Annotated in this window: 16 protein-coding genes and 3 tRNA genes; 12 read left to right on the top strand and 7 right to left on the bottom strand. The window is 65.3% G+C overall.

Annotation, left to right across the window (positions count from 1 at the left end):
* Positions 1-15: 15 nt before the first annotated feature.
* Positions 16-426, bottom strand: a complete 411-nt coding sequence (locus AC6RIC_RS16570; protein ID WP_499736617.1) for a DUF2000 family protein — start codon at positions 424-426, stop codon at positions 16-18.
* 103 nt (positions 427-529) lie between these two features.
* On the opposite strand from AC6RIC_RS16570, the gene AC6RIC_RS16565 reads away from it, so the two are divergent.
* The 3 genes from AC6RIC_RS16565 (at position 530) to AC6RIC_RS16555 (ending at position 2,889) form a co-directional block, all read left to right on the top strand.
* Positions 530-1,294 carry an AraC family transcriptional regulator gene (locus AC6RIC_RS16565; RefSeq protein ID WP_499733150.1) on the top strand — a complete coding sequence of 255 codons (765 nt, stop codon included), beginning with the start codon at positions 530-532 and terminating at the stop codon, positions 1,292-1,294.
* Between the two features lie 79 nt (positions 1,295-1,373).
* Positions 1,374-2,360: a phosphogluconate dehydrogenase (NAD(+)-dependent, decarboxylating) gene (gene gnd / locus AC6RIC_RS16560; RefSeq protein ID WP_499733149.1), complete on the top strand. Its 987-nt coding sequence runs from the start codon at positions 1,374-1,376 to the stop codon at positions 2,358-2,360.
* A gap of 4 nt (positions 2,361-2,364) precedes the next feature.
* Complete coding sequence (locus tag AC6RIC_RS16555) at positions 2,365-2,889, top strand: gluconokinase (protein WP_499733148.1); 525 nt, start codon at positions 2,365-2,367, stop codon at positions 2,887-2,889.
* Between the two features lie 162 nt (positions 2,890-3,051).
* Here AC6RIC_RS16555 and AC6RIC_RS16550 read toward each other — a convergent pair whose 3' ends face one another.
* Entirely contained in the window at positions 3,052-4,488 is a 1,437-nt protein-coding gene (locus AC6RIC_RS16550) for a multicopper oxidase family protein (protein ID WP_499733147.1), read from the bottom strand.
* Positions 4,489-4,676: 188 nt separating this feature from the next.
* On the opposite strand from AC6RIC_RS16550, the gene AC6RIC_RS16545 reads away from it, so the two are divergent.
* The 6 genes from AC6RIC_RS16545 (at position 4,677) to AC6RIC_RS16520 (ending at position 11,896) form a co-directional block, all read left to right on the top strand.
* Positions 4,677-4,761 (top strand) — tRNA-Leu (locus tag AC6RIC_RS16545).
* Between the two features lie 90 nt (positions 4,762-4,851).
* On the top strand, positions 4,852-6,282 hold the full coding sequence (gene tig, locus AC6RIC_RS16540) for a trigger factor (protein ID WP_499733146.1): 1,431 nt from the start codon (positions 4,852-4,854) through the stop codon (positions 6,280-6,282).
* Between the two features lie 163 nt (positions 6,283-6,445).
* Positions 6,446-7,069, top strand: a complete 624-nt coding sequence (locus AC6RIC_RS16535; protein WP_454657291.1) for an ATP-dependent Clp protease proteolytic subunit — start codon at positions 6,446-6,448, stop codon at positions 7,067-7,069.
* Positions 7,070-7,335: 266 nt separating this feature from the next.
* Positions 7,336-8,607 (top strand): ATP-dependent Clp protease ATP-binding subunit ClpX, encoded by a 1,272-nt coding sequence (gene clpX / locus AC6RIC_RS16530; RefSeq protein ID WP_199092832.1) that lies wholly within the window; start codon positions 7,336-7,338, stop codon positions 8,605-8,607.
* Positions 8,608-9,120: 513 nt separating this feature from the next.
* Positions 9,121-11,547, top strand: a complete 2,427-nt coding sequence (gene lon, locus AC6RIC_RS16525) for an endopeptidase La (protein WP_454657290.1) — start codon at positions 9,121-9,123, stop codon at positions 11,545-11,547.
* Positions 11,548-11,686: 139 nt separating this feature from the next.
* A complete protein-coding gene (locus AC6RIC_RS16520; protein WP_499733145.1) occupies positions 11,687-11,896 on the top strand; it encodes a hypothetical protein in 210 nt (69 codons plus the stop codon).
* A gap of 936 nt (positions 11,897-12,832) precedes the next feature.
* On the opposite strand, the gene AC6RIC_RS16515 is transcribed toward AC6RIC_RS16520, so the two are convergent.
* From AC6RIC_RS16515 to AC6RIC_RS16505, 3 genes are all read right to left on the bottom strand, one after another.
* Entirely contained in the window at positions 12,833-14,173 is a 1,341-nt protein-coding gene (locus AC6RIC_RS16515; RefSeq protein ID WP_499733144.1) for a hypothetical protein, read from the bottom strand.
* 199 nt (positions 14,174-14,372) lie between these two features.
* A complete protein-coding gene (locus AC6RIC_RS16510; protein WP_499733143.1) occupies positions 14,373-14,678 on the bottom strand; it encodes a hypothetical protein in 306 nt (101 codons plus the stop codon).
* Between the two features lie 85 nt (positions 14,679-14,763).
* Entirely contained in the window at positions 14,764-16,278 is a 1,515-nt protein-coding gene (locus AC6RIC_RS16505) for a hypothetical protein (RefSeq protein WP_499733142.1), read from the bottom strand.
* 559 nt (positions 16,279-16,837) lie between these two features.
* Here AC6RIC_RS16505 and AC6RIC_RS16500 point away from each other — a divergent pair.
* Entirely contained in the window at positions 16,838-17,533 is a 696-nt protein-coding gene (locus tag AC6RIC_RS16500; RefSeq protein ID WP_499733141.1) for a PilZ domain-containing protein, read from the top strand.
* Positions 17,534-17,986: 453 nt separating this feature from the next.
* On the opposite strand, the gene AC6RIC_RS16495 is transcribed toward AC6RIC_RS16500, so the two are convergent.
* Both AC6RIC_RS16495 and AC6RIC_RS16490 read right to left on the bottom strand, forming a co-directional pair.
* Complete coding sequence (locus AC6RIC_RS16495) at positions 17,987-19,477, bottom strand: site-specific integrase (protein ID WP_499733140.1); 1,491 nt, start codon at positions 19,475-19,477, stop codon at positions 17,987-17,989.
* A gap of 226 nt (positions 19,478-19,703) precedes the next feature.
* Positions 19,704-19,779, bottom strand: a tRNA-Val gene (locus AC6RIC_RS16490).
* A gap of 116 nt (positions 19,780-19,895) precedes the next feature.
* Between AC6RIC_RS16490 and AC6RIC_RS16485 the strand changes: the two genes are divergently transcribed.
* Both AC6RIC_RS16485 and AC6RIC_RS16480 read left to right on the top strand, forming a co-directional pair.
* Positions 19,896-20,363 carry a hypothetical protein gene (locus tag AC6RIC_RS16485; RefSeq protein WP_499733139.1) on the top strand — a complete coding sequence of 156 codons (468 nt, stop codon included), beginning with the start codon at positions 19,896-19,898 and terminating at the stop codon, positions 20,361-20,363.
* A 116-nt stretch (positions 20,364-20,479) separates the two neighbouring features.
* A tRNA-Asp gene (locus tag AC6RIC_RS16480) sits at positions 20,480-20,556 on the top strand.
* Positions 20,557-20,735 lie beyond the last annotated feature (179 nt).

Genomic DNA, 20,735 nt, shown 5'->3' with positions numbered 1-20,735 from the left:
ACGGGCCGCGAGGCGTTACCCGTGCAGCTTCAATCCCTTGATGATCTTGTCGATCTCCTTGCGCTCGGCATGGAGTCCGATGCCGACGAGGTCCAGCGCATCCGTTGCCACCGCAACGACAGCGGCGCGGTTGTCCACGTCATTGCCGGTCGCGAACAGTTCTTTGGTATAGAGATGCGGCCTGACGCCGCGCTGCTGCGCCCGCTGGAGCGCGCTGGTGAGTTCCGCGGCGCTTGCCGCGAAGACCAGGACGGGCTGGCGGATCAGCGGCCCGTAGAAGCGGCCGGATGCATCCCGGTAGGCCTCGCCCGCGAGTTCCGGGGAGGTTCCGACGAGCCCGCCGGAGAGGAAGCTGGCGACATTGAGTTTTTGCCAGGTTGCGAGATCATCGCGAACCACGATGGCGATTTTGGTATCGTAACGCATGGGCTCATCGCTACCCGAGGCCGGGAAGGCCCGTCTTGAACGATCGTGCGGGCTGCAGCGGGACTGGGTTCGGCTCGGCACCGGCACTGACGGCATCGAGCGCATGGAGGCGTTCTTCCGCGGCTATGCCTATGACCCGCACCGCCACGACACCTATGCCTTCGGGCTGACGCTCTCCGGCGTGCAGTCCTTCGACTATCGCGGCGCAAGGCGTGACAGCCTCGGTGGCCATGCCATCGTCCTGCATCCCGACGAGGTCCATAACGGCCGCTCCGGCATCGAGAGCGGCTTCCGCTACCGCATGCTCTATGTCGAGCCGCGCCTGATCCGGCGGGCGATGGGCGAGGGCGGCCGCGCCTTGCCCTTCATATCCACAGCCGTTTCGCAGGAGCCGCATCTCGTCGCCGCTATCGCCCGCGCGCTGCGCGACCTCGACCAGCCGCTCGACGCGCTGGCGGCGGACGATCTGGTCGAACGGCTCGCGCAGGCCTTGCTCGCGCTCGATCCCTCAGTGGCGGGTGTTCGCTCCGCCCGGCTCGACGCTCCAGCGTTGGAGCGGGCGCGCGATTATCTCGATGCCCATGCGACGGAGACCGTCGATTCCAGCCGGCTGGAGGCTGTGACCGGGCTCGATCGCTTTGCTCTGGCGCGCCAGTTCCGTGCCGCCTTCGGCACCAGTCCCTATAACTACCTCGTGATGCGCCGCCTCGACCGCGCCCGCCGTTTGCTGGCCGAGGGGGCGCCCTTGGCCGATGCGGCCTTCGCCTGCGGCTTCGCCGACCAGAGCCATCTCACCCGCCAGTTCCGCCGCACCTATGGCGTCACTCCGGGGCGTTGGCGGGCTTTGCAGCCGCAAATCCGGACCTGAGGCCTGCGTCGAGCCCGCTTGCCCCGCCCGCCGCCTCCATGCTTGAAGCAGCGAAAGCCGGCTTTGCGGAGTATCTGACATGCAGCTTGGAGTGATCGGCCTCGGCCGTATGGGAGGCAATATCGTGCGCCGGCTGATGCGCGCCGGCCATGAATGCGTGGTCTATGATCGCGACCCGAAGCCGGGCCAGGCGCTCGCCGCCGATGGCGCGACGTTGGCCGCCGACCTCAAGGATATGGTCGCCAAGCTGAAGGCCCCGCGCGCGATCTGGGTGATGTTGCCGGCCGGCAAGATCACCGAGGCGACGCTGGCCGAGCTCGCCGGCCTCGTCGCATCCGGCGATACGCTGATCGACGGTGGCAATGCCTTCTGGAAGGACGATGTCCGTCGCGGCAAGGAGCTTGGGGCAAAGGGCATCCACTATATGGATATCGGCACCTCCGGCGGCGTCCACGGGCTCGATCGCGGCTATTGCCTGATGATCGGTGGCGACAAGGCGGCTTTCGACCGGCTGGAGCCGATCTTCGCGACGCTGGCGCCCGGCAAGGGCGAGATCGAGCCGACCAAGCATCGCGAGGGCCGCAACCCGACGAGCGAGCAGGGCTATCTGCATTGCGGCCCGACCGGCTCCGGCCATTTCGTCAAGATGATCCATAACGGCATCGAGTACGGCATGATGCAGGCCTTCGCGGAGGGCTTCGACCTGCTGCGCAACGCCTCGGCCAAGGAAGGCCTGCCGGCCGAATACGGCTTCGATTTCGATACCGCCGAGATCGCGGAGGTCTGGCGCCGCGGTTCGGTTGTCACCTCCTGGCTGCTCGATCTCACGGCCGAGGCGCTGGCCGCCGACGAGGAGCTGTCCTGCTATACCGGCAATGTCTCGGATTCCGGCGAAGGCCGCTGGACGGTCGATGCCGCCGTCGAGACCGCGACCCCGGCCGAGGTGCTGACCTCGGCGCTGTTCGCGCGCTTCCGCTCGCGCGTCGACCACACCTTCGGCGAGAAGGTCCTCTCGGCGATGCGCACCGGCTTCGGCGGCCATGTCGAAGCCAAGAAGCAGGGCTGAGACGGTGGCGCAGCCAGCAAGCGGCGGCCGCCCCGCCGTCATCCTCGTCATGGGCGTCGCGAGTTCGGGCAAGACCTCGCTCGGCGAGCGGCTGGCCGAGCGCCTGGGCTGGCCCTTCCGCGATGCCGATTCCTTCCATCCCCCTGAGAACGTCGCCAAGATGGCCGGCGGCACGCCGCTGAACGACGACGACCGCAAACCCTGGCTCGCGGCCATCGCCGCCTGGATCGATGATCTCCGGGCCAGGGGCGAGCACGGCATCGTCACCTGCTCGGCGCTCAAGCGCGCCTATCGGCAGGTGATCGTCGGCGACCGGCCTGATGTCGCGCTGGTCTATCTCAAGGGCTCGCGCGAGCTGATCGGCCGGCGCATGGCCGCCCGCCAGCACCATTTCATGCCGCCGGCCCTGCTCGACAGCCAGTTCGCCGCGCTGGAAGAGCCCGGCGACGACGAGAAGCCGCTGGTCGTCTCGGTCGAGGACAGCAAGGACGCGATCGTGCAGGACGTGGTCGAGCGGTTGGGGCTGTAGGCCTTCTTCTCACCGATCCATCCCATGCGGTCATCCCGGGCGACCGTAGGGAGACCCGGGATCCATTCCGGAACGTTTCCGGTGAAGGCTCAGGCATGGATCCCGGATCGGCGCGGCTTCGCCGCTTGTCCGGGATGACAGGGTGTTTCCACGCCTTTGCCTTCACGTCACCTCGAACCAGCTCCACAGCCCGAGGTCGAAGCGCTCCAGCACCGTCGACGAGATCAGCCAGCGGCCGGGGTTGTCGGCGATGAAGGCGATGTGCAGCTTCTTGCGCTCGGGAATCTGCACGGTGTCCAGGAAATAGTTCTCCCAGCCGTCGTCGAGCGGATGCAGCAGCCGGAAGCTGTGGCCATGGACGTGGAACGGCTGGACGAAGGCGGTGCGGTTGTCGATCGCCATCACGATCGGCGTGCCGCGCTTGACGCTGAACAGCGGCTTGCCCTCGAACGAGCCGGTGCCGCCATTGACCCGCCAGGGGGTGGCGAGGTCGACGCCCGAGAAATCGAGCTTCTGATCCTCGGTCAGCCTCGCTCCGCCCTCGATCACGAGTTCGGGACGAAGCGCATCCTGCATGCGCACGCCGAGGGGCAGGGCAGGGTTGAGCTTGAGGGCCGGCGCGGCCGCAGGCGGCACTTGCGGCTGGCCTGCCGTGACGATCCTGACCAATGGCAGCCCGCCGCCGATCAGCGCGCTGATATTCACGGCGGCGCCGACCTCGATCGGCAGGTCGAGGATGACGTCGTAACGCGTGCCCGGCGCGAAGGGCAGTTGCGAACGCACGGGTTCGAAACTCTCGGTCGGCTGGCTGTCGACCGCGATCACGGTCGCCTTTCCGCCGTCGAAGCGCAAACGCATGATCCGGGCGTTGCAGGCATTCGCGAGCCTGAGGCGGATGCGCGCGCCCGGCCGGGCGGTGATCGGCAGCGGCGGCGAGCGACCGTTGACGGTGACCCAACTGCCGAGGCGTCCGGCCGAGGCCGCGGCGTTGCCCTGCGGCACGAAGGGCTGGATCGCCTGGTCGTCGCCGATGAGCCAGTCCGTGACGAGGACCGGCAGATCGAGATCGACTGCCGGCGGCTCCTTCTCGGAGACGATGAGCAGCCCGCTCAGGCCTCGGCCGGCAGGCTCGGATGAGATGCTGGCCCGGAGCGGGCGATAGAGCAGGGTGCCCGAATCTTGCGGCGTGATCCGGAATGCGCCGGTCTCTCCGGGCGCGATCGGCGGGCGCGTGAAGCTGGCGGCGCCGTCGCGCTCAGCCTCGCCGCGCAGGCCGTACCAATGCAGGTCGAGCGGGGCGGTCGTCTTGTTCTCGAGCTTGAGGGCCAGGGTCTCGCCCTGCCTGATTCGCAGCGGCGGGGCGGGCGTGGCGCCGTCGAAAGCCCAGATTTCGGTCTCGACGGGCGGCGATGGGCGCAGGCGCACCTTCGTCGGCCCGGCAACGAGCGTCTGCCGCTGCGGTTCGGGGATGGGCTTGGCCGTGGGAGCTTGCGCTTGTGCGAAACCCGCCCGTGGCGCGAGCAGGCTGGTGCCGGCGAGCCCCGCCAGCCATTGGCGGCGCGTGAGCGGGGGCAGGACGGCGGCGGGCGGTTTCGTCATGCCATACCGCATAATCCGGTCGAACGGCTCTGGCGAGAGCCGGTTCCTGCCTGGCTTGCAAATGCCCGCCGGAAAGGCCGATTTGCAGAACCGTCATTTTTTTGCTGCATGGCCCGGCCGAAATGCGTATAGGCCTGCGGCTTGACGATGGCCGCGCTGCGTTTGCTCGCGCGCAGCGCTATCGGCCGGCGGGCGTGGCGGAATTGGTAGACGCACTGGTTTTAGGTACCAGCGGCGAAAGTCGTGGGGGTTCGAGTCCCTCCGCCCGCACCATCGGTCTAGTTTTTCGCGAGCGCGGCGGCGGTCGAAACCGGCGTCGCGCTTTGGACATTGAGACGTAAACGAGCTGTTGGCGGTAGAAAAATGAACGTGACCGAAACCCTGTCCCAGGGCCTCAAGCGCGAATTCCAGGTGGTGCTGAACGCCGCCGACCTGAAGACCAGGCTCGATGGCAGCCTCCAGGACCTCCAGGGCAAGGCCAAGATCAACGGCTTCCGCCCGGGCAAGGTGCCGGTCGCGCATCTGCGCCGCCTCTATGGCCGCTCGGTCATGTCCGACGTTCTGCAGAACGCCGTCAACGAGGCGAACCAGAAGATCGTCGCCGACAACAACCTGAAGCTCGCCTTCGAGCCGCAGATCCGCTTCCCCGAGAACAAGGAAGAGATCGAGGCCGCGATGGAGGCCAAGGGCGATCTCGCCTTCACCGTCGCGCTTGAGGTTCTCCCGAAGATCGAGCTCGCCGATCTCTCGGACGTCTCGCTGGTCAAGCCGGTCGCCGAGGTTCCGGACGCCGATGTCGACGCCGCGCTGCTGCGCATGGCCTCCGGCAACCGCAGCTACTCCACCAAGGGCGAGAAGGCCAAGGCCGAGAAGGGCGACCGCCTGATCATCTCCTTCGTCGGCACGCTCGACGGCGAGAAGTTCGACGGCGGTACGGGCGAGGGCATCCCGCTCGATCTCGGCGCCGGCCAGTTCATTCCCGGCTTCGAGGAGCAGCTCGAGGGCGCCAAGACTGGCGAGACCCGCACCGTCAAGGTGACCTTCCCCGAGAACTATGCGGCCGAGAACCTCGCCGGCAAGCCGGCCGAGTTCGAGGTCACCGTCACCGACGTGCAGGGCCCGGACGCCATCGAGATCAATGACGAGCTGGCCAAGGCCTTCGGCATGGAGTCGCTCGACAAGCTCAAGGAAGCCGTGAGCGAGCAGATCGGCCGTGACTTCACCGCTCAGTCGCGCCGCAAGCTCAAGAAGGGCCTGCTCGACGCGCTCGACGGCAAGTACACCTTCGAATTGCCGCCGACCCTGGTCGAGCAGGAGTTCGCCAGCGTGTGGAGCCAGGTCGAGGCCGACATGAAGCAGGCCAACAAGACCTTCGCCGACGAAGACACCACCGAGGACGCCGCCCGCGCCGACTACCGCAAGATCGCCGAGCGCCGCGTGCGCCTGGGCCTCGTGCTGGCCGAGATCGGCGAGCAGGCCAAGGTCCAGATCTCGGATGACGAGGTCACGCAGGCCCTGATCGAGCGCGCCCGTCAGTTCCCGGGCCAGGAGAAGCAGGTCTGGGACTTCTATCGCAAGAACCCGCAGGCTCTGGCTGAAATCCGCGCCCCGATCTTCGAGGAGAAGGTCGTCGACCATCTGCTCGGTCAGGTGAAGGTCGAGGACCAGACGGTTTCGCGCGAGGCGCTCTACGCCGACGACGATGCCGAGGAAGCCACCGAGGCCAAGCCGAAGAAGGCTGCCGCCAAGAAGACGAAGAAGGCCGAAGCCAAGGCCGACGACGCCTCCGCCTGAGCCTCACGGCAACCTTAACGACAGCTATCGCGCCGCCGGCCTTCGCGACCGGCGGCGCTTCCCTTTTCAGCCGCGATTGCCGTGCTTATGTGGGTGGCTTCCTAAACGCCGCCGATTCGATGTTTCGCCGGTTGCCCGGCGCCTTCACCTCAAGGACAGATCCATGCTTCGCGATCCGCTCGAGACCTACAACAATCTCGTCCCGATGGTGGTCGAGCAGTCGAGCCGCGGCGAGCGCGCCTTCGACATCTATTCGCGCCTGCTGCGCGAGCGCATCATCTTCCTGACCGGCCCGGTCGAGGATTACTCGGCGTCGCTGATCGTGGCGCAGCTCCTCTTCCTCGAGGCCGAGAATCCCAAGAAGGAGATCTCCTTCTACATCAATTCGCCGGGCGGCGTGGTGACGTCCGGCCTCTCGATCTACGACACCATGCAGCTGATCCGCTGCCCGGTGACGACGGTCTGCATCGGCCAGGCCGCCTCGATGGGCTCGCTCCTGCTGACGGCCGGCGCCAAGGACATGCGCTTCGCCCTGCCGAACGCGCGCATCATGGTTCACCAGCCCTCCGGCGGTTTCCAGGGCCAGGTCACCGACATCCTGATCCATGCCAGGGAAGTCGAGAGCCTGAAGAAGCGGCTGAACGAGATCTACGTGAAGCATACCGGACGCTCCTACGAAGACATCCACGCCGCGCTGGAGCGCGACAATTTCATGACCGCCGAGCAGGCCAAGGAGTTCGGCCTCATCGACAAGGTCATGGAGCGCCGGCCGGAGGCCGAGGCTTGATCGGGCGCTCGCGATCCTGTGGGTTGGCCCGGCTCATCCGAGCCCCCATATTGAATGAGGGACGGCCCCGTGTTTGCATGGGGTCGGGGGTGAGCGGACTGGCGCTCCATTCTGATCCGGCTTGGGCCGGCCCTGCGTATCCGAATGTACCGGAACGGGCCGTTAACCTAATCATCGTGATCTGAGCGCTTAAGTATGACGGAGAGACGACGGCTGCAGGCGCCACGGGCGATGCGGCTTCCGGCTCCCGAACTGGAGATGGACGGATGGCTAACAAGCCCGGCGGCGACTCGAAGAGCACGCTTTACTGCTCTTTCTGCGGCAAGAGCCAACATGAGGTGCGCAAGCTCATTGCGGGCCCGACCGTGTTCATCTGCGATGAATGCGTCGAGCTCTGCATGGACATCATCCGCGAGGAATCGAAATCCGCGCTGGTGAAGTCGAAGGACGGCGTGCCGACCCCGAAGGAGATCCGCAAGGTCCTCGACGACTACGTCATCGGCCAGGAGCACGCCAAGAAGGTGCTCTCCGTGGCGGTGCACAACCACTACAAGCGCCTCTCGCATGCGACGAAGCAGAACGACGTCGAGCTCGCGAAGTCGAACATCCTGCTGATCGGGCCGACCGGCTCGGGCAAGACGCTGCTCGCGCAGACGCTGGCCCGCATCCTCGACGTGCCGTTCACCATGGCCGATGCGACGACGCTGACCGAGGCCGGCTATGTCGGCGAGGACGTCGAGAACATTATCCTCAAGCTGCTCCAGGCCTCCGACTACAATGTCGAGCGGGCGCAGCGCGGCATCGTCTATATCGACGAGATCGACAAGATCAGCCGTAAGTCGGACAATCCCTCGATCACCCGCGATGTCTCGGGCGAGGGCGTCCAGCAGGCGCTGCTCAAGATCATGGAAGGCACCGTCGCCTCCGTGCCGCCGCAGGGCGGGCGCAAGCATCCGCAGCAGGAGTTCCTGCAGGTCGACACCACGAACATCCTCTTCATCTGCGGCGGCGCCTTCGCTGGTCTCGACAAGATCATTTCGAGCCGCGGCAAGGGCACCTCGATCGGCTTTGGCGCCAAGGTCGAGGCCCCGGATGATCGCCGCATCGGCCAGATCTTCCGTCAGGTCGAGCCCGAGGATCTCCTGAAGTTCGGCCTGATTCCCGAGTTCGTCGGCCGCCTGCCGGTCCTGGCGACGCTGGAGGATCTCGACGAGCCGGCGCTGAAGACCATCCTGACCGAGCCGAAGAACGCGCTGGTCAAGCAGTATCAGCGCCTGTTCGAGATGGAGGATACCCAGCTCACCTTCACCGACGAGGCCGTCAGCCTGATCGCCCGCAAGGCGATCGAGCGGAAGACCGGCGCGCGCGGCCTGCGTTCGATCATGGAAGGCATTCTGCTCGAGACCATGTACGAACTGCCCGGCCTGGAAGGCGTCGAGCAGGTCGTGATCGGCCCCGAGGCTGTCGAGAACAAGGCGCGCCCGCTCTTCATCTATGCGGAGCGCGAGGACGAGACGAAGACGGCCTCGGCCTCCTGATCTCTCCTGCATTGCGACAACAGGACGCGCGCCCTTGGCGCGCGTTTTGCGTTTCAGGCGGCATGGGGCTGAAGGCGGTTTCGCGCCGCGACAGTCCGATCCGAAATCGACACATGAGATGCCCCCGATCCGGCTATGAACGTCATCGCGAGCGCAGCGAAGTGATCCAGGGGAACCGGGTCGAACGCTCCAGCCCAGTCCTTCCGGATTGCTTCGTCGCTCCGCTCCTCGCAATGACGGCCAGATTGCCTGAGCAAAAAGCACTGCGAATTCAAAGCTGAAGGATAGGAATTTCTCCGACCCTCCGGCCATGCAAGGCTGTAGTGCATGAACCGGATACCTCGCTTGAAAGCCGGCGAGGAAGTCTCCACTTTAGGTGCACTTGCGAGAGTCGCATGCCTGATGAGGGTGCGATGCGCGAGGGCGGAGGGGCGAATGGTCGCCTTGGCCGCACACGTCCGATCGCTCCGCCCATCTCGGGGGTCCGCCGGGCGCAACTGCAAAGGAATTGCCATGACTGGCTCGACGCCACGCGCCCCCTTCGTCCCAGGCGAGACCGGCACCTTCCCGGTTCTGCCTTTGCGCGACATCGTCGTTTTCCCCCACATGATCGTCCCGCTCTTCGTCGGCCGCGAGAAGTCCATCCGCGCGCTCGAGGAAGTGGTGAAGACGGACGGGCTCATCCTGCTGGCGACCCAGAAGAACGCCGGCGACGATGACCCGCAGCCCAACGAGATCTACGAGATCGGTACGCTCGCCCGCGTGCTGCAGCTCCTGAAGCTGCCCGACTCCACCGTGAAGGTGCTGGTCGAGGGCGTCGGCCGCGCCAAGGCCTCGTCCTATGCGGCCAGCGAATCCTTCTACGAGGCCGAGGCCACCGGCCTGGCCGAGGAAGAAGGCAAGAAGGTCGAAGTCGAGGCGCTCGCCCGCTCGGTCGTCAGCGAGTTCGAGAGCTATGTGAAGCTCAACAAGAAGATCTCGGGCGAGATCGTCGCCGCGGTCACGCAGATCGACGAGCCGACCAAGCTCGCCGATACCGTCGCCTCGCATCTGGCGGTCAAGATCGCCGATCGCCAGGGCGTGCTGGAGATCACCAACGTCGCCCACCGCCTGGAGAAGGTGCTCTCGCTGATGGAAAGCGAGATGTCCGTGCTTCAGGTCGAGAAGCGCATCCGCTCGCGCGTCAAGCGCCAGATGGAGAAGACCCAGCGCGAGTACTATCTCAACGAGCAGATGAAGGCGATCCAGAAGGAGCTGGGCGACGGCGAGGAAGGCCGTGACGAGCTGGCCGAGCTGGAAGAGCGCATCGCCCAGACCAAGCTGACCAAGGAAGCCCGCGACAAGGCGACGGCGGAGCTGAAGAAGCTGCGCCAGATGTCGCCGATGTCCGCGGAAGCGACCGTGGTGCGCAACTATCTCGACTGGATGCTCGGCATCCCCTGGAACAAGCGCTCGAAGATCAAGAAGGATCTGAACGCCGCCCAGCTGGTGCTCGACGACGATCATTTCGGCCTCGACAAGGTCAAGGACCGCATCGTCGAATATCTCGCCGTGCAGCAGCGCGCCAACAAGCTCGCCGGTCCGATCCTGTGCCTCGTCGGCCCTCCGGGCGTCGGCAAGACCTCGCTAGGCAAGTCGATCGCCAAGGCGACCGGCCGCGAGTTCGTGCGCATGTCGCTCGGCGGCGTGCGTGACGAGGCCGAGATCCGCGGTCACCGCCGCACCTATATCGGCTCGATGCCCGGCAAGATCATCCAGTCGATGAAGAAGGCCAAGACCTCGAACCCGCTCATCCTGCTCGACGAGATCGACAAGATGGGTCAGGACTTCCGTGGCGATCCCTCGGCTGCCCTGCTGGAGGTGCTCGACCCCGAGCAGAACTCGACCTTCAACGACCATTACCTCGAGGTCGATTACGACCTGTCGAACGTGATGTTTGTGACCACGGCGAACACGCTGAACATCCCGCCGGCCCTTCTGGACCGCATGGAGGTGATCCGCATTGCCGGCTACACCGAGGAAGAGAAGACTGAGATCGCGCGCAAGCACCTGATCGCGAATGCGATCAAGAAGCACGGGCTCGACGGCAAGGAATGGTCGATCACCGACGGCGCCCTGCAGACCCTGGTGCGGCGTTACACCCGCGAGGCCGGTGTCCGTAATCTCGAGCGCGAGATCTCCAACACGGTCCGCAAGGGCGTGAAGGACATCGTGCTTGGCAAGAAGGCCAAGGTGGTCGTCGATGAGCCGCTGCTGGAAGAGTATCTCGGCCCGCCGCGCTATCGCTACGGCATGGCGGAGACGGAGAACCAGGTCGGTGTCGTCACCGGTCTGGCCTGGACCGAGGTCGGCGGCGAATTGCTGACGATCGAGGGCGTCATGATGCCCGGCAAGGGCCGCATGACCGTCACCGGCAACCTGCGCGACGTGATGAAGGAATCGATCTCGGCGGCGGCATCCTATGTCCGCTCGCGGGCCGTCGATTTCGGCATCGAGCCGCCGCTCTTCGACCGGCGTGACATCCACGTCCACCTTCCCGAAGGGGCGACCCCGAAGGACGGCCCGTCTGCCGGTATCGCGATGGCGACCACCATCGTCTCGATCCTGACCGGCATCCCGACCAATCGCGACGTCGCCATGACCGGTGAGGTCACGCTGCGGGGCAGGGTGCTGCCGATCGGCGGTCTGAAGGAGAAGCTCCTGGCGGCGCTCCGTGGCGGCATCAAGAAGGTGCTGATCCCTGAGGAAAACGCCAAGGACCTGATCGACCTTCCCAAGTCGGTGAAGGACGGCATGGAGATCATTCCGGTCGCGCGCATGGAGCAGGTGCTCCAGCACGCGCTGACCCGCCAGCCGGTTCCGATCGTCTGGGAGGAGGATCTCAAGGCCCCGCTGCCCAAGGGCACGGACGACGACGCAGCGGGCGTCGTCGCCCACTGACCTCCGGTCTTGAAGGAACGAGCCGCCGGCGCGCAAGCGCCGGCGGTTTTCGTTTGGGCGCAGCGCTGGTCATTGTCGGCGGACCTGACCATGGCCATCTTGAGCCTGTTTCCTCGCAGGCGAAACCGATCGGCAGGTCATGAAGCGGCAACGCTTTCCAAAGCGGCAATTGACGCCGGATCGCTGGGCGGCGTTCGATAGCCTCCCCGCGCCGGTGCGGCGGGCGCTGGCGCAGGCCGTCCATCCACTGGACCCCCTCAAGCTGGTCGGTGCGAGCGGGGTCGACGAAGCGATGCGCCGGATTGCCCGGCTTGATGCCGCTGCCAAGCGGCGCAGGGATCGCTCCTGATCGCCGGATACCCTCGGTGTCGGGGTCATGGTGGGCGGTGACGGGTGGTCACCGGCCAATCAGCTCAAGGTGCTGGTATCACAAGGAAAATCGGAGAATTTCGTCGCAGTCAAACGCCCGAACTCCTACATGGATGTGTACGTTTTCCGCCACGAATGTCAACAATCCGAAGCGAGTTCCCGGTTATCGGACTGGAGCAGGACCGCCGTCGAGAGGAGGGGATATTTCCCCCATTCTGGCCTTCAAACCGCTGAAGCGAGGCCGTAGGAGCCTCGTACAGCGACGAAGTCGCTTTGGGTGGGGTTCTCCATCGTGGGGTTCAGGGGCCGGTCGGCCTGGGGCCGACTCCACCGTCAACGGCATCCTCGGCCGCGTTCGCCGCGCCGATCCTGGCCTTGAGGGCCGCCTTGGCCTCAGCCTCCGCGGCAGCGTGATCGGCCTTAGCCTGGACTCGCCACGCAGCGACCACCTCGGCATCCAGGATCCCGGGACGAGCATGAAGGGCGAGCCGCCATTCCGTGCCAGCGTCTATCAGCCCATTCGCCCACGATAGTGTATCCGTATCACTGCCCACTCTCGCCATGAGCGCCGCTCGCGCGGCATCGTGCGCGACCGGTCGGCGAAGATCGCGAAAGATTCGCTTCAGCGACGGCACAGTGCGATACCGGCCGTGCAGCAGACGCCCATGTGGCCGAGGTCGCAGCGGCCCCGGCACGCCGAGTTCCTGCGGCGTTGGCTCATATGAACTCGGCTCCGGGCCGGGAGCGGGGCGAGTCCGGAAAGGGGCCAGCACGAGATTCGAAAACAGGCTCGCCAGCCAAACCACCGCGAATGCAATTTCCCCGCGCAGCGGCGAGAACGGGGCTGGGCTCGTACGAACCCGCTCCCGGGCGTGGCGCGCACGGGCTGCCGCGATTTCGATGCATGACCGTCTCTTCATCGCCCCATCCTCCTACCCATGCTTGCTTCCGGAACGGCGGGCCGCAGCGCTGCCAGTTCTTGGCGGGCTTGATCGCGTTCCCGCGCGGTCGCCTGCACGGACTCGGCGGCGGACCTCGCGCGCCGCTCCGCCTCACGCCGCCGCTCAGCTTCATGAAGTGCTCGACGTGCAGCCTCATCAGCCCGAGCGCGTTCCCGGTCGAGGTCTGCCGCCATCCCGCGGCGGACGGTCTCAGCGATCGTCGATTTCCGCAGTCCGTCGAAGAACGCCCGTAGTCGCCCGCTCCACGAAGAAATTCGTGATGCCTTTGCCCGCGCAGCGGCGACGATCCGCTCCGCCTCGCCGCCGGCATGAGCCAAGGTTGCAGCGGCCTTCTGTTCTCGAACTTCGGCAGCAGCCCGGAGGGCCTTCGCGGTCAGCTCCTGATGGCCGGCACGGTCCAGAGCTTGGGTCGCCTCCCGCTCGCGGGCGACGGCCACGGCCTGGAGCGCTTTCGCCTCCGTCGCCCGCTTCTCGGCCGCGGCTGTCCTTTCCTGCGCCGTCGCGACCGTCGTGCTTGCCACCGCCTTGGCCTTCGCGACGTGTTCGTGGGCGCGGGTGTCGATCCGGGCCGCGCGATCGATGGCGTTCTTGGTGGCGGCGGCAGCGGACCTCTCCGCTTGCCATTCCTCTCGGGAAAGGCGACGGCGGCCGGGGCCGAGGCGCGCGAGACCGCACGGAACGCCGACATGCTGGTGGTAGCCATCCTGCCACGCTCTCATAGCCGCCTTGTAGGCTTGGTCGCCGCGGCGATTCAAAGCCTTGGCATCTTCGTCGCCCTGCGGGCCGGCGGCGACAATGACCCGCTTGGCTTCGTTCCCGGGATGAAGACGGACGGCGCGGAGGTCAGCGGGCAGAACGTAGACATGGAGGTGCGGGTGGCTCTCGTCGACATGACGAATCACCGAGATCAGGTTGTCGCCGTACTGGGCGCGCAGCCATTCCAACGTCCTCGACTCCCAGGCAGAGACATCGGCAGCCACGGCGGTATCGGCGCGAACGCAATCCATTGACGCGGGGTGCGATGCCACGATCGTCAGGAGGCTCTTCTGGTCCTTGCGGACGGCCCGCTCCTTCCCGTTCGCCAGCACAACCTTCGTGTTTGCACAGGCTTCGTCATGGAGGCGGCGAACCTCTTCGAGCCCAACGCCGTGGACGATTTCCGGCGGCAACGGCTGCGCCACATGCGGGCTCGCGCCGGGTTCGCGCGCGGCTTCGTCCAGGACCCAGCCGACCGAGCGTCCAGCCTTGTCGTTCTTCCTGGCGTAAGCTTCGAGGTGGATGAACTGGTAGCCCATGTCGGGGAGCCTGAGCCCCAAGAGCCACCGGCGCAAAAAGTTGTAGTGACCGACTACAACTTTTCTCTGCGGTCAAAGTCGTCGGCTCTCCGAGGGCCGCGCCGCGGGGGCCCTTCGGGGACGCTCCCGCGGGATTCCAGAACGCGAACGGGGCGACCCGAAGGCCGCCCCGCATTCTCATTCCGCCGCGCCGGTATGGCTACGCTGCCCGGCCCGATATGAACCTCGCCGTATCGTCGAGTACCGCCGCTGCGGCGGCGGTCGCGAGCGCCCGCGCCTCCGCCATGCCATCGGCATGGCCGCTCCGGACGACCACGCAGACATCACCCTCGCCGTCATGATCGGAGACGAGCCAGCACCATCTCCGCGCCGCTGCCCTCCGAACCTCGAGTCCGACGCAGATCATCGGGCTCGTGAACCAAGCCTCCGACAGATAGCTGCCGTCGAGGCCCCGCGTCCACTTCGAGCTCTTCGGCTGCTGCCGTACGTTTACCACCACTCCCATCGCGCTCTCCTGTCGCGGCGACCTGCCGTCGCAACCGTCCTGGCGGGCTCGCGCCGGGAATGGAGCCCCTGTTCGAGGGGCTCGGTTAATGCCGTGACGCCAATTCCCGTAGGATCTCCGCGGCGGTGGGGGACGCGACACCGGGATTGGCGGCAGCGTCCGCGAGGATCGCGCGCCGGATCCGGTCTCGCGTCCCCGCGCCGGTCGAAGACCGAACCGCGGAAGCGACCCGGCGAACCGCCATCAGCCGGTCGGCCTCAGCCGATGCCTGCCGTTCTGCGTCGCGACGGCGCGCCGTCGCGATTTCGATCCGGAGGGAGGCGGTATCGGCCTCGGCCACGGTCGCGGCCAGCGCTGCATCGAAGCCGGTCCCGTCCAAGCTGACGTCGCTTTCGATCCGGGCCAGGAAAGTTCCGGCGAGACCGAGGCGGAGAATTCGGGTCCAGGTCGGCGACGAAACCGTGCCGACGACGCGAACCTCCTCGGTCAGCACCTGCTCACCCGGCTCGTCGTCATCGTCGTGAGGCTCGATCCCGAGGGCAGCCGCCAGCCCCGCCGACACGACGCAGGATCGGGTTCCGGGCATGACTTCGGCATATTCACGCCAAAGCGCGAAGGAGGCCTGATCGCCCGCGATGGCATCTTCCGCGATATCCCATTGCGTCCGCCCCGCCACGCGATCCTTATGGCCGCTTGTCCCGGCAGCGAGTTCCCAGGCGGTTCCTTTCGAGATGTACTCGACGGCCGCTTCCGGAGAAGCCGCCACCGCGACACCTTGGCCATCACGAAGGGCCTTGCCACCGCGTTTCTCGACGGCGCGCATGAAGCGCTGAATCAAAGCCTCGCCCGCGGTGGCGGCAGCGGCCTTGCTCTCGACGAGGCAGGCCATTCCGAAATGGATGTGGAAGTGCCAGCCATGGGTACCATGAGTAACCTCGGGAGCGACGAGCACTCCCCGAATGCCCCCGCGAATCCGAATGCGATCCCAAGGCGAACCATTCCGGGCGGCGGCGAAGGATTCGGTCACCAACGCCTTCACGCTGGCGAGGCTATCAGTCCTGTCGTGGCTCACGGTGACCAGGCCCATGACGAAATGCCCGCCGCGCTCCGCCGTGGATTCGACCACACGCTGAACGCGGGCCGCCCGCGCCGCAGCGACCGCCGGTGCGCAGGTTGGACAGAGCCAACCGGAGCCGCAGCGATACACTCCCGACACCCATGCACGAGGTTTCTCTCCGGAACCGCCGCGATGAACCGTCACTTCCTCGACGGCGTAGCCGACACGGCCGCATCCGCAGACAGCCGGGCCGCGTTCGTCACGTTTCAAGCCATGACGGAGCATCTTCACGACCCCCGCCTTCAGATCCCACCGCCGTTTCGTTGTGGGAGAATTTTGGTGTTCCTCCTGCCTCTCTGGAAGGGGGGTAGGTGTAGCTCCTCCGCTGGCAAGACGGCCCTCGCGGGCCGCTGCGACGTCGCCCCTCGCGCCGGCCGATGGCGCGGAAGCGAGGGGATCGGTCGCGACGCCCGCAGGGACGCGGCTGAACAGGCGAAGGATGGCTGCGTCCGACTTTCCCGGCAGCGGTCCCCGCGCCTGCACGGACGCCTGGATGCGGGCGCCAAGACCGCCCGAGGCCAGGCGGTGGGCTGTGTCGTCAACAAATTTTGCTTTGGGGGTAGAGGGGGGCTCTGAGCGGCTGGCGGGGTATGCCAGCCCCGGGTTCACCCGTCAGAGCGACGGGCAGGATTGCTACGTGCGATGCCGGCGGCCATGATGAACCTCGTTGCACGCCCCCCGCGAGCGCCTGCCAGCGCAATGACCGGGGGGCCATGTGTTCAAGGCTGCCTGCTGGCGATGCATAGGTCAAACGCCGACAGACGAGTTCCCAGGCGAATGTCGCAGATGGGTCGGAAGCTGGCGTTCAAAACCTGAGCGACCGCGCCGATATTGGCAGGTTGCTGATCGACGGAGGATCCGGGCTTGATCCATATCAAGGAATTTATTTATGACCTAAGGTAACTGGCGGTCAGCTTGCCGTGATGAGACCACTTGCATGCACCCGTCAAATGGCCAATCACGGCTACTTTCTCCTCATGAATTGCTGCATAAAATTGATGAAGAGATATCCCAGTCGAGGGGGAGGATTGGTGTCGTCTCGATGCAAATCGTCGATATCGGCTATTTCGCGCGGAAATTCGGGCTCGTCGCTGTCGAAGAACTGACGCGTGAGTTCGCAAAGCGACTTCTCCTATCGATTTCAGAGTTAGGATATTTTTGCCGAAGACCGGACTCAACATTCGTGGTTGCGCTGAACGCTGTCGCGACGACAGCCGCACTCGAAATGAAGATTAATCAGATCGCAAACGAAGTCAGCTTCCTGGTGACGGTGAGCGACCTCGATTTCAGGATCGAATGTGTGACCGGGGCCTGCGACCCAAGTATCGTGGAGGAGGCCCTACCCGCAGTCGAACGTGCAGACTCAGCCCTTAAGCGAGCAATAGCTAGGCAGGTCAGTTACCATATTGATGGCCCCGGTATCGATGGCCAGCCGCTGCGGTATTCCATGGCTCGTCGCCGAAGGCGTCAACATGAACGCCGGGGCGGAGATCGACAGTCAGTTCATACGCGTGCCAAGTGTTTCCTGGACCACCTGAATGCATCCGTCGAGTGCATAGTCCTTGATGTTTCACGCGGCGGGGCACGGCTGCGAATTGCCGAAAGCTTGATGCTCCCGGCTGAATTTGATTTGCTACTGTCCTACGAAGGCGAACGTCAGCGCGTGCGCCTGCGGTGGCGGAGGAACAAGGACATCGGCGTTGAGTTCATAAAGCCAAGTGGGACTGCTACGGCTTAGGCTGTCGCATCGGCGTTGATTTTTCAGCCCTTGGTTCCGAGCTTCGGCGAGCCAGCGTTACTCTGCTCTAAGGCGGCGGTTTGCTCGCTACCCCAACTTCCTTCAAGGGTCGTGAACGGACGTATTCCTCTCTTCCCCGCCGGAGCGGCCTTTCCCATCTGCCGCTCGCCCCCTGTATGCCCTGAATGAACCTCATCGGCCCCGCAAGGGCGAGCGCAAGCGTGCCTTCGGCACCCTTGCGGGGCCGATGAGGTTCATTCTTCCAGGGCATGGGGCGAGCGACCGATGGGAAAGGTCAACAATCGGCGGAGGAATTCCTTGCCCCAAGGGCAAGGATTCAAAACGAAGGGGGGCTCGCTCTCTCCGGGAAAGGTGCTGCCGGCTTCGAGATCCCGGAACGCCGCCTACCATCGAGCCGGCCGGCTCTTGGTCGGTGGGGTCGGTGTCCTGCCTCTACCGCTTCCGGAGATACGGCGAGAAATCGACGCTGCGCGGAGGAGACGCAGCGATCACCTTGGCGATTTCCTCCTCTTGCAGAAGTCGGAAGCCGTAACGTCCGCCGACTGTTCGCGGAGCGTGCCCCTGCATCAGGTCCGCGATACGCTCGCTGGCGGCTATGCGGAGCCAGGATTTCGCGTTGTGCCGCAGGCTATGGAAGGTTCCGACGCTCGGCGTGTGAACACCGAGATTCTGCATCCAGTACCCCATTCGCTTCTGAGCCGCGTCCGCGGGATCGTCAGCTTCATGGAACGCCGGAAACAGCCAGGGCTTGTGCCGGTTGTCCCGGACCCAAGCCATGAAGCCTGTTTCGTGGAGCAGGGAATGCACGGGCACGACTCGGCGGCTCGTCTTGGTCTTGAGAGGGCGTCCACTGGTCACGAAGCGCCGCAGGTCGAAGACCTGATGCCCTTCGAAGTCAACGATGTCGCCGGGCTTGAGATAGACGATCTCGGACAGTCGCATGCCGGTGATCAGCCCGAGCAGCGGGAGCCACCGATAATGAGGTTCCCGACGCTTCACGGCCGCGGCGAACCATGTCGTCAAATCGGCCGCGGGAAGTCCCTCGCGATCGAGGGAGGGGGCAGCGTTCCGAGGCATGGTCACGGATATTGCCCCGATGTCCCGAATATCGGCGACCGATGCGGTGGCTCGCTGCCAGATGTGCCGTACCTCTGTGACGTACTTATCGATCGTTGCGGTCTTCATGCACGGCTTCGGCTGTTTCAGCCGCGCATTGGCTTCTGCGGCCTCCTGGCGCGTCATCCCTCGGAACTCGCGGAGCTTCACGAGGTTGAGCGGCACGTTGGCCATCGCGTTCGCATAGTCCTGGAGATCGGATGGCAGGTACTTCCGGAGGGGCTTGTCGCCCACGATTTCCAGGAAGCTGGCCAGCGAGTGACGGACGTGATCGGCGTACCGGTTCTTGCCTCCGGCACTGAGAGCCACGCACCTGGAGTTCACGATAGGGGTTGCGGCGACGCTCAGCAGCGTATCACGGGTGATATCGGATTCTGGAGAGGCGTCGGGGTCCTCTGACGCAGGAACGGGAGGAGCCGGTACGGTGGCCAGGAGGGCAGCCTTCGCCTCGGCGGCGGCGACCGTGACTGCCGCGACGGTGCGCTCATAGGTCCGACGCTCCGCTTCCCAGGCGATCCCGTCGGAGTCCAACGCCGTCCCGAGGTTCGCCAGCCTCTTCCGGATGTTGTCGATCTCGGAGAGCCGGGCCTCCTGGACCGCCGCGGCATGGTTCCACCGCTCGGCCATCTCGGAGTCGTGTTCCTCGATGGCTTCCGCGGCACTCTCGCGCGCGTTCAGCATCTTCATGCCGGCCGACATCCAATCGCGCCGAAGGACATCGAGCTCGGCCGAAAGGGCCGTCAAGCTTCGCATCAGAACGTCGCGTTGCATTCCCGCATCCATCCCCAGATCCGAATGCGCAGCCATGACACGGGCTCGGCGCCGGGCCTCTATCGCATCCACCTTGCCGATGCGCACGCGGATTGGAGTGACGCCGTAAACAGGAATGAAACGGCGAGGGACCCGCAAGGAGAACCAGAACGTGGACCCTCGCAACCATACATGCCGCACGCGACGCTCCCGATGTGTACATTCGGGTGTACGTTCGCGTCGCTGAAACTCTGATTATCCTTTGATATCAGCGATTTGGCTATGGTGGGCGGTGACGGGCTCGAACCGCCGACCCTCTCCGTGTAAAGGAGACGCTCTACCAACTGAGCTAACCGCCCCACGCGGTCGCGTTTAAGGCCTCGGCAGCCGCATCGCAAGCGTTGTCGGGCAGGCCGCCAGCAAACGCCGCCCAGAGGCCGAATTCCGCCATCTTCATCGTCACCCTGCCGGTGCCATGAAGACGCGCTGCCCGACCCGCCCTCGTCCTGTCCTGAGCTATGCGGGTGTCGTTGCCTGTGTCGGACTCGCCTTGGTCTCGGGGCAGGGCGCGGCACAGACACTGCTGCCCGATTCCTTCTTCACCGGTCGCCCGGCCTTCTCGCACCCCGAGCAACCCGGCAAGCCGGCGAGCTGCGAATCTATCGCGGCACAGCTTCCCGATTCGATTCCTGCCGATTCGAGAGTCGACATGGCGATCGCGGGAACGGTGAGCCTCGTCCGGACGGACGGCGCGCTCTGGTATGTCGCGGTCTGCGCCGAGCCGGGCGTCCGGGTTCTCTGCGTGACCTACGGCGCCAACGATCTCAAACCGGGCGATAAAGCGGTCCTGCGTGGCGGATACAGCCGCCAGGACAGGCGTCACGTCCTGCTCGATCCCTGCCTCGCATCGCCGGAAAACAGGGCGGGCGCAGGCGACCAATAGGGGAGGTCGAGGATATTTTTCCCCAGATGTGATTTTGCCGGCGACACTCGCTTGACACTTCGGGCCGGGGGCAATACTCACCACGTCGCTGACGGCGAATGCCTCAGCCGCCCAGCGCGGGCGTAGCTCAGTTGGTTAGAGTGCCGGCCTGTCACGCCGGAGGTCGCGGGTTCGAGCCCCGTCGCCCGCGCCATTAAAATCAAAGACTTACCCATAGTCTAACCTCTCCCGTTACAAATGCCCGGCCGGCACCGTTATAGATTTCATCGCGTTTTGTTCTCGCGAAGCTTAGACCGGCCCTCTCTCCTGATCGCATCGACTTCCCGCACTCTCGACGGGTTGACCGGGTTATAGGTCTTCTGAGGGCGAGCT

The organism is Allobosea sp. TBD101 (genome assembly GCF_059817965.1).
This window is presented reverse-complemented; position numbering and strand designations above follow the sequence as displayed.

Bases quoted from the DNA above. Each gene is read 5' to 3' on its own strand.
- gnd (WP_499733149.1), top strand. From the start codon at position 1,374: ATGCAGCTTGGAGTGATCGGCCTCGGCCGTATGGGAGGCAATATCGTG.
- AC6RIC_RS16515 (WP_499733144.1), bottom strand. From the start codon at position 14,173: ATGGGCTACCAGTTCATCCACCTCGAAGCTTACGCCAGGAAGAACGAC.
- AC6RIC_RS16550 (WP_499733147.1), bottom strand. From the start codon at position 4,488: ATGACGAAACCGCCCGCCGCCGTCCTGCCCCCGCTCACGCGCCGCCAA.
- AC6RIC_RS16570 (WP_499736617.1), bottom strand. From the start codon at position 426: ATGCGTTACGATACCAAAATCGCCATCGTGGTTCGCGATGATCTCGCA.
- AC6RIC_RS16565 (WP_499733150.1), top strand. From the start codon at position 530: ATGGAGGCGTTCTTCCGCGGCTATGCCTATGACCCGCACCGCCACGAC.
- AC6RIC_RS16520 (WP_499733145.1), top strand. From the start codon at position 11,687: ATGAAGCGGCAACGCTTTCCAAAGCGGCAATTGACGCCGGATCGCTGG.
- AC6RIC_RS16495 (WP_499733140.1), bottom strand. From the start codon at position 19,477: ATGGCTGCGCATTCGGATCTGGGGATGGATGCGGGAATGCAACGCGAC.
- tig (WP_499733146.1), top strand. From the start codon at position 4,852: ATGAACGTGACCGAAACCCTGTCCCAGGGCCTCAAGCGCGAATTCCAG.
- AC6RIC_RS16485 (WP_499733139.1), top strand. From the start codon at position 19,896: ATGAAGACGCGCTGCCCGACCCGCCCTCGTCCTGTCCTGAGCTATGCG.
- AC6RIC_RS16500 (WP_499733141.1), top strand. From the start codon at position 16,838: ATGCAAATCGTCGATATCGGCTATTTCGCGCGGAAATTCGGGCTCGTC.
- lon (WP_454657290.1), top strand. From the start codon at position 9,121: ATGACTGGCTCGACGCCACGCGCCCCCTTCGTCCCAGGCGAGACCGGC.
- clpX (WP_199092832.1), top strand. From the start codon at position 7,336: ATGGCTAACAAGCCCGGCGGCGACTCGAAGAGCACGCTTTACTGCTCT.
- AC6RIC_RS16510 (WP_499733143.1), bottom strand. From the start codon at position 14,678: ATGGGAGTGGTGGTAAACGTACGGCAGCAGCCGAAGAGCTCGAAGTGG.
- AC6RIC_RS16535 (WP_454657291.1), top strand. From the start codon at position 6,446: ATGCTTCGCGATCCGCTCGAGACCTACAACAATCTCGTCCCGATGGTG.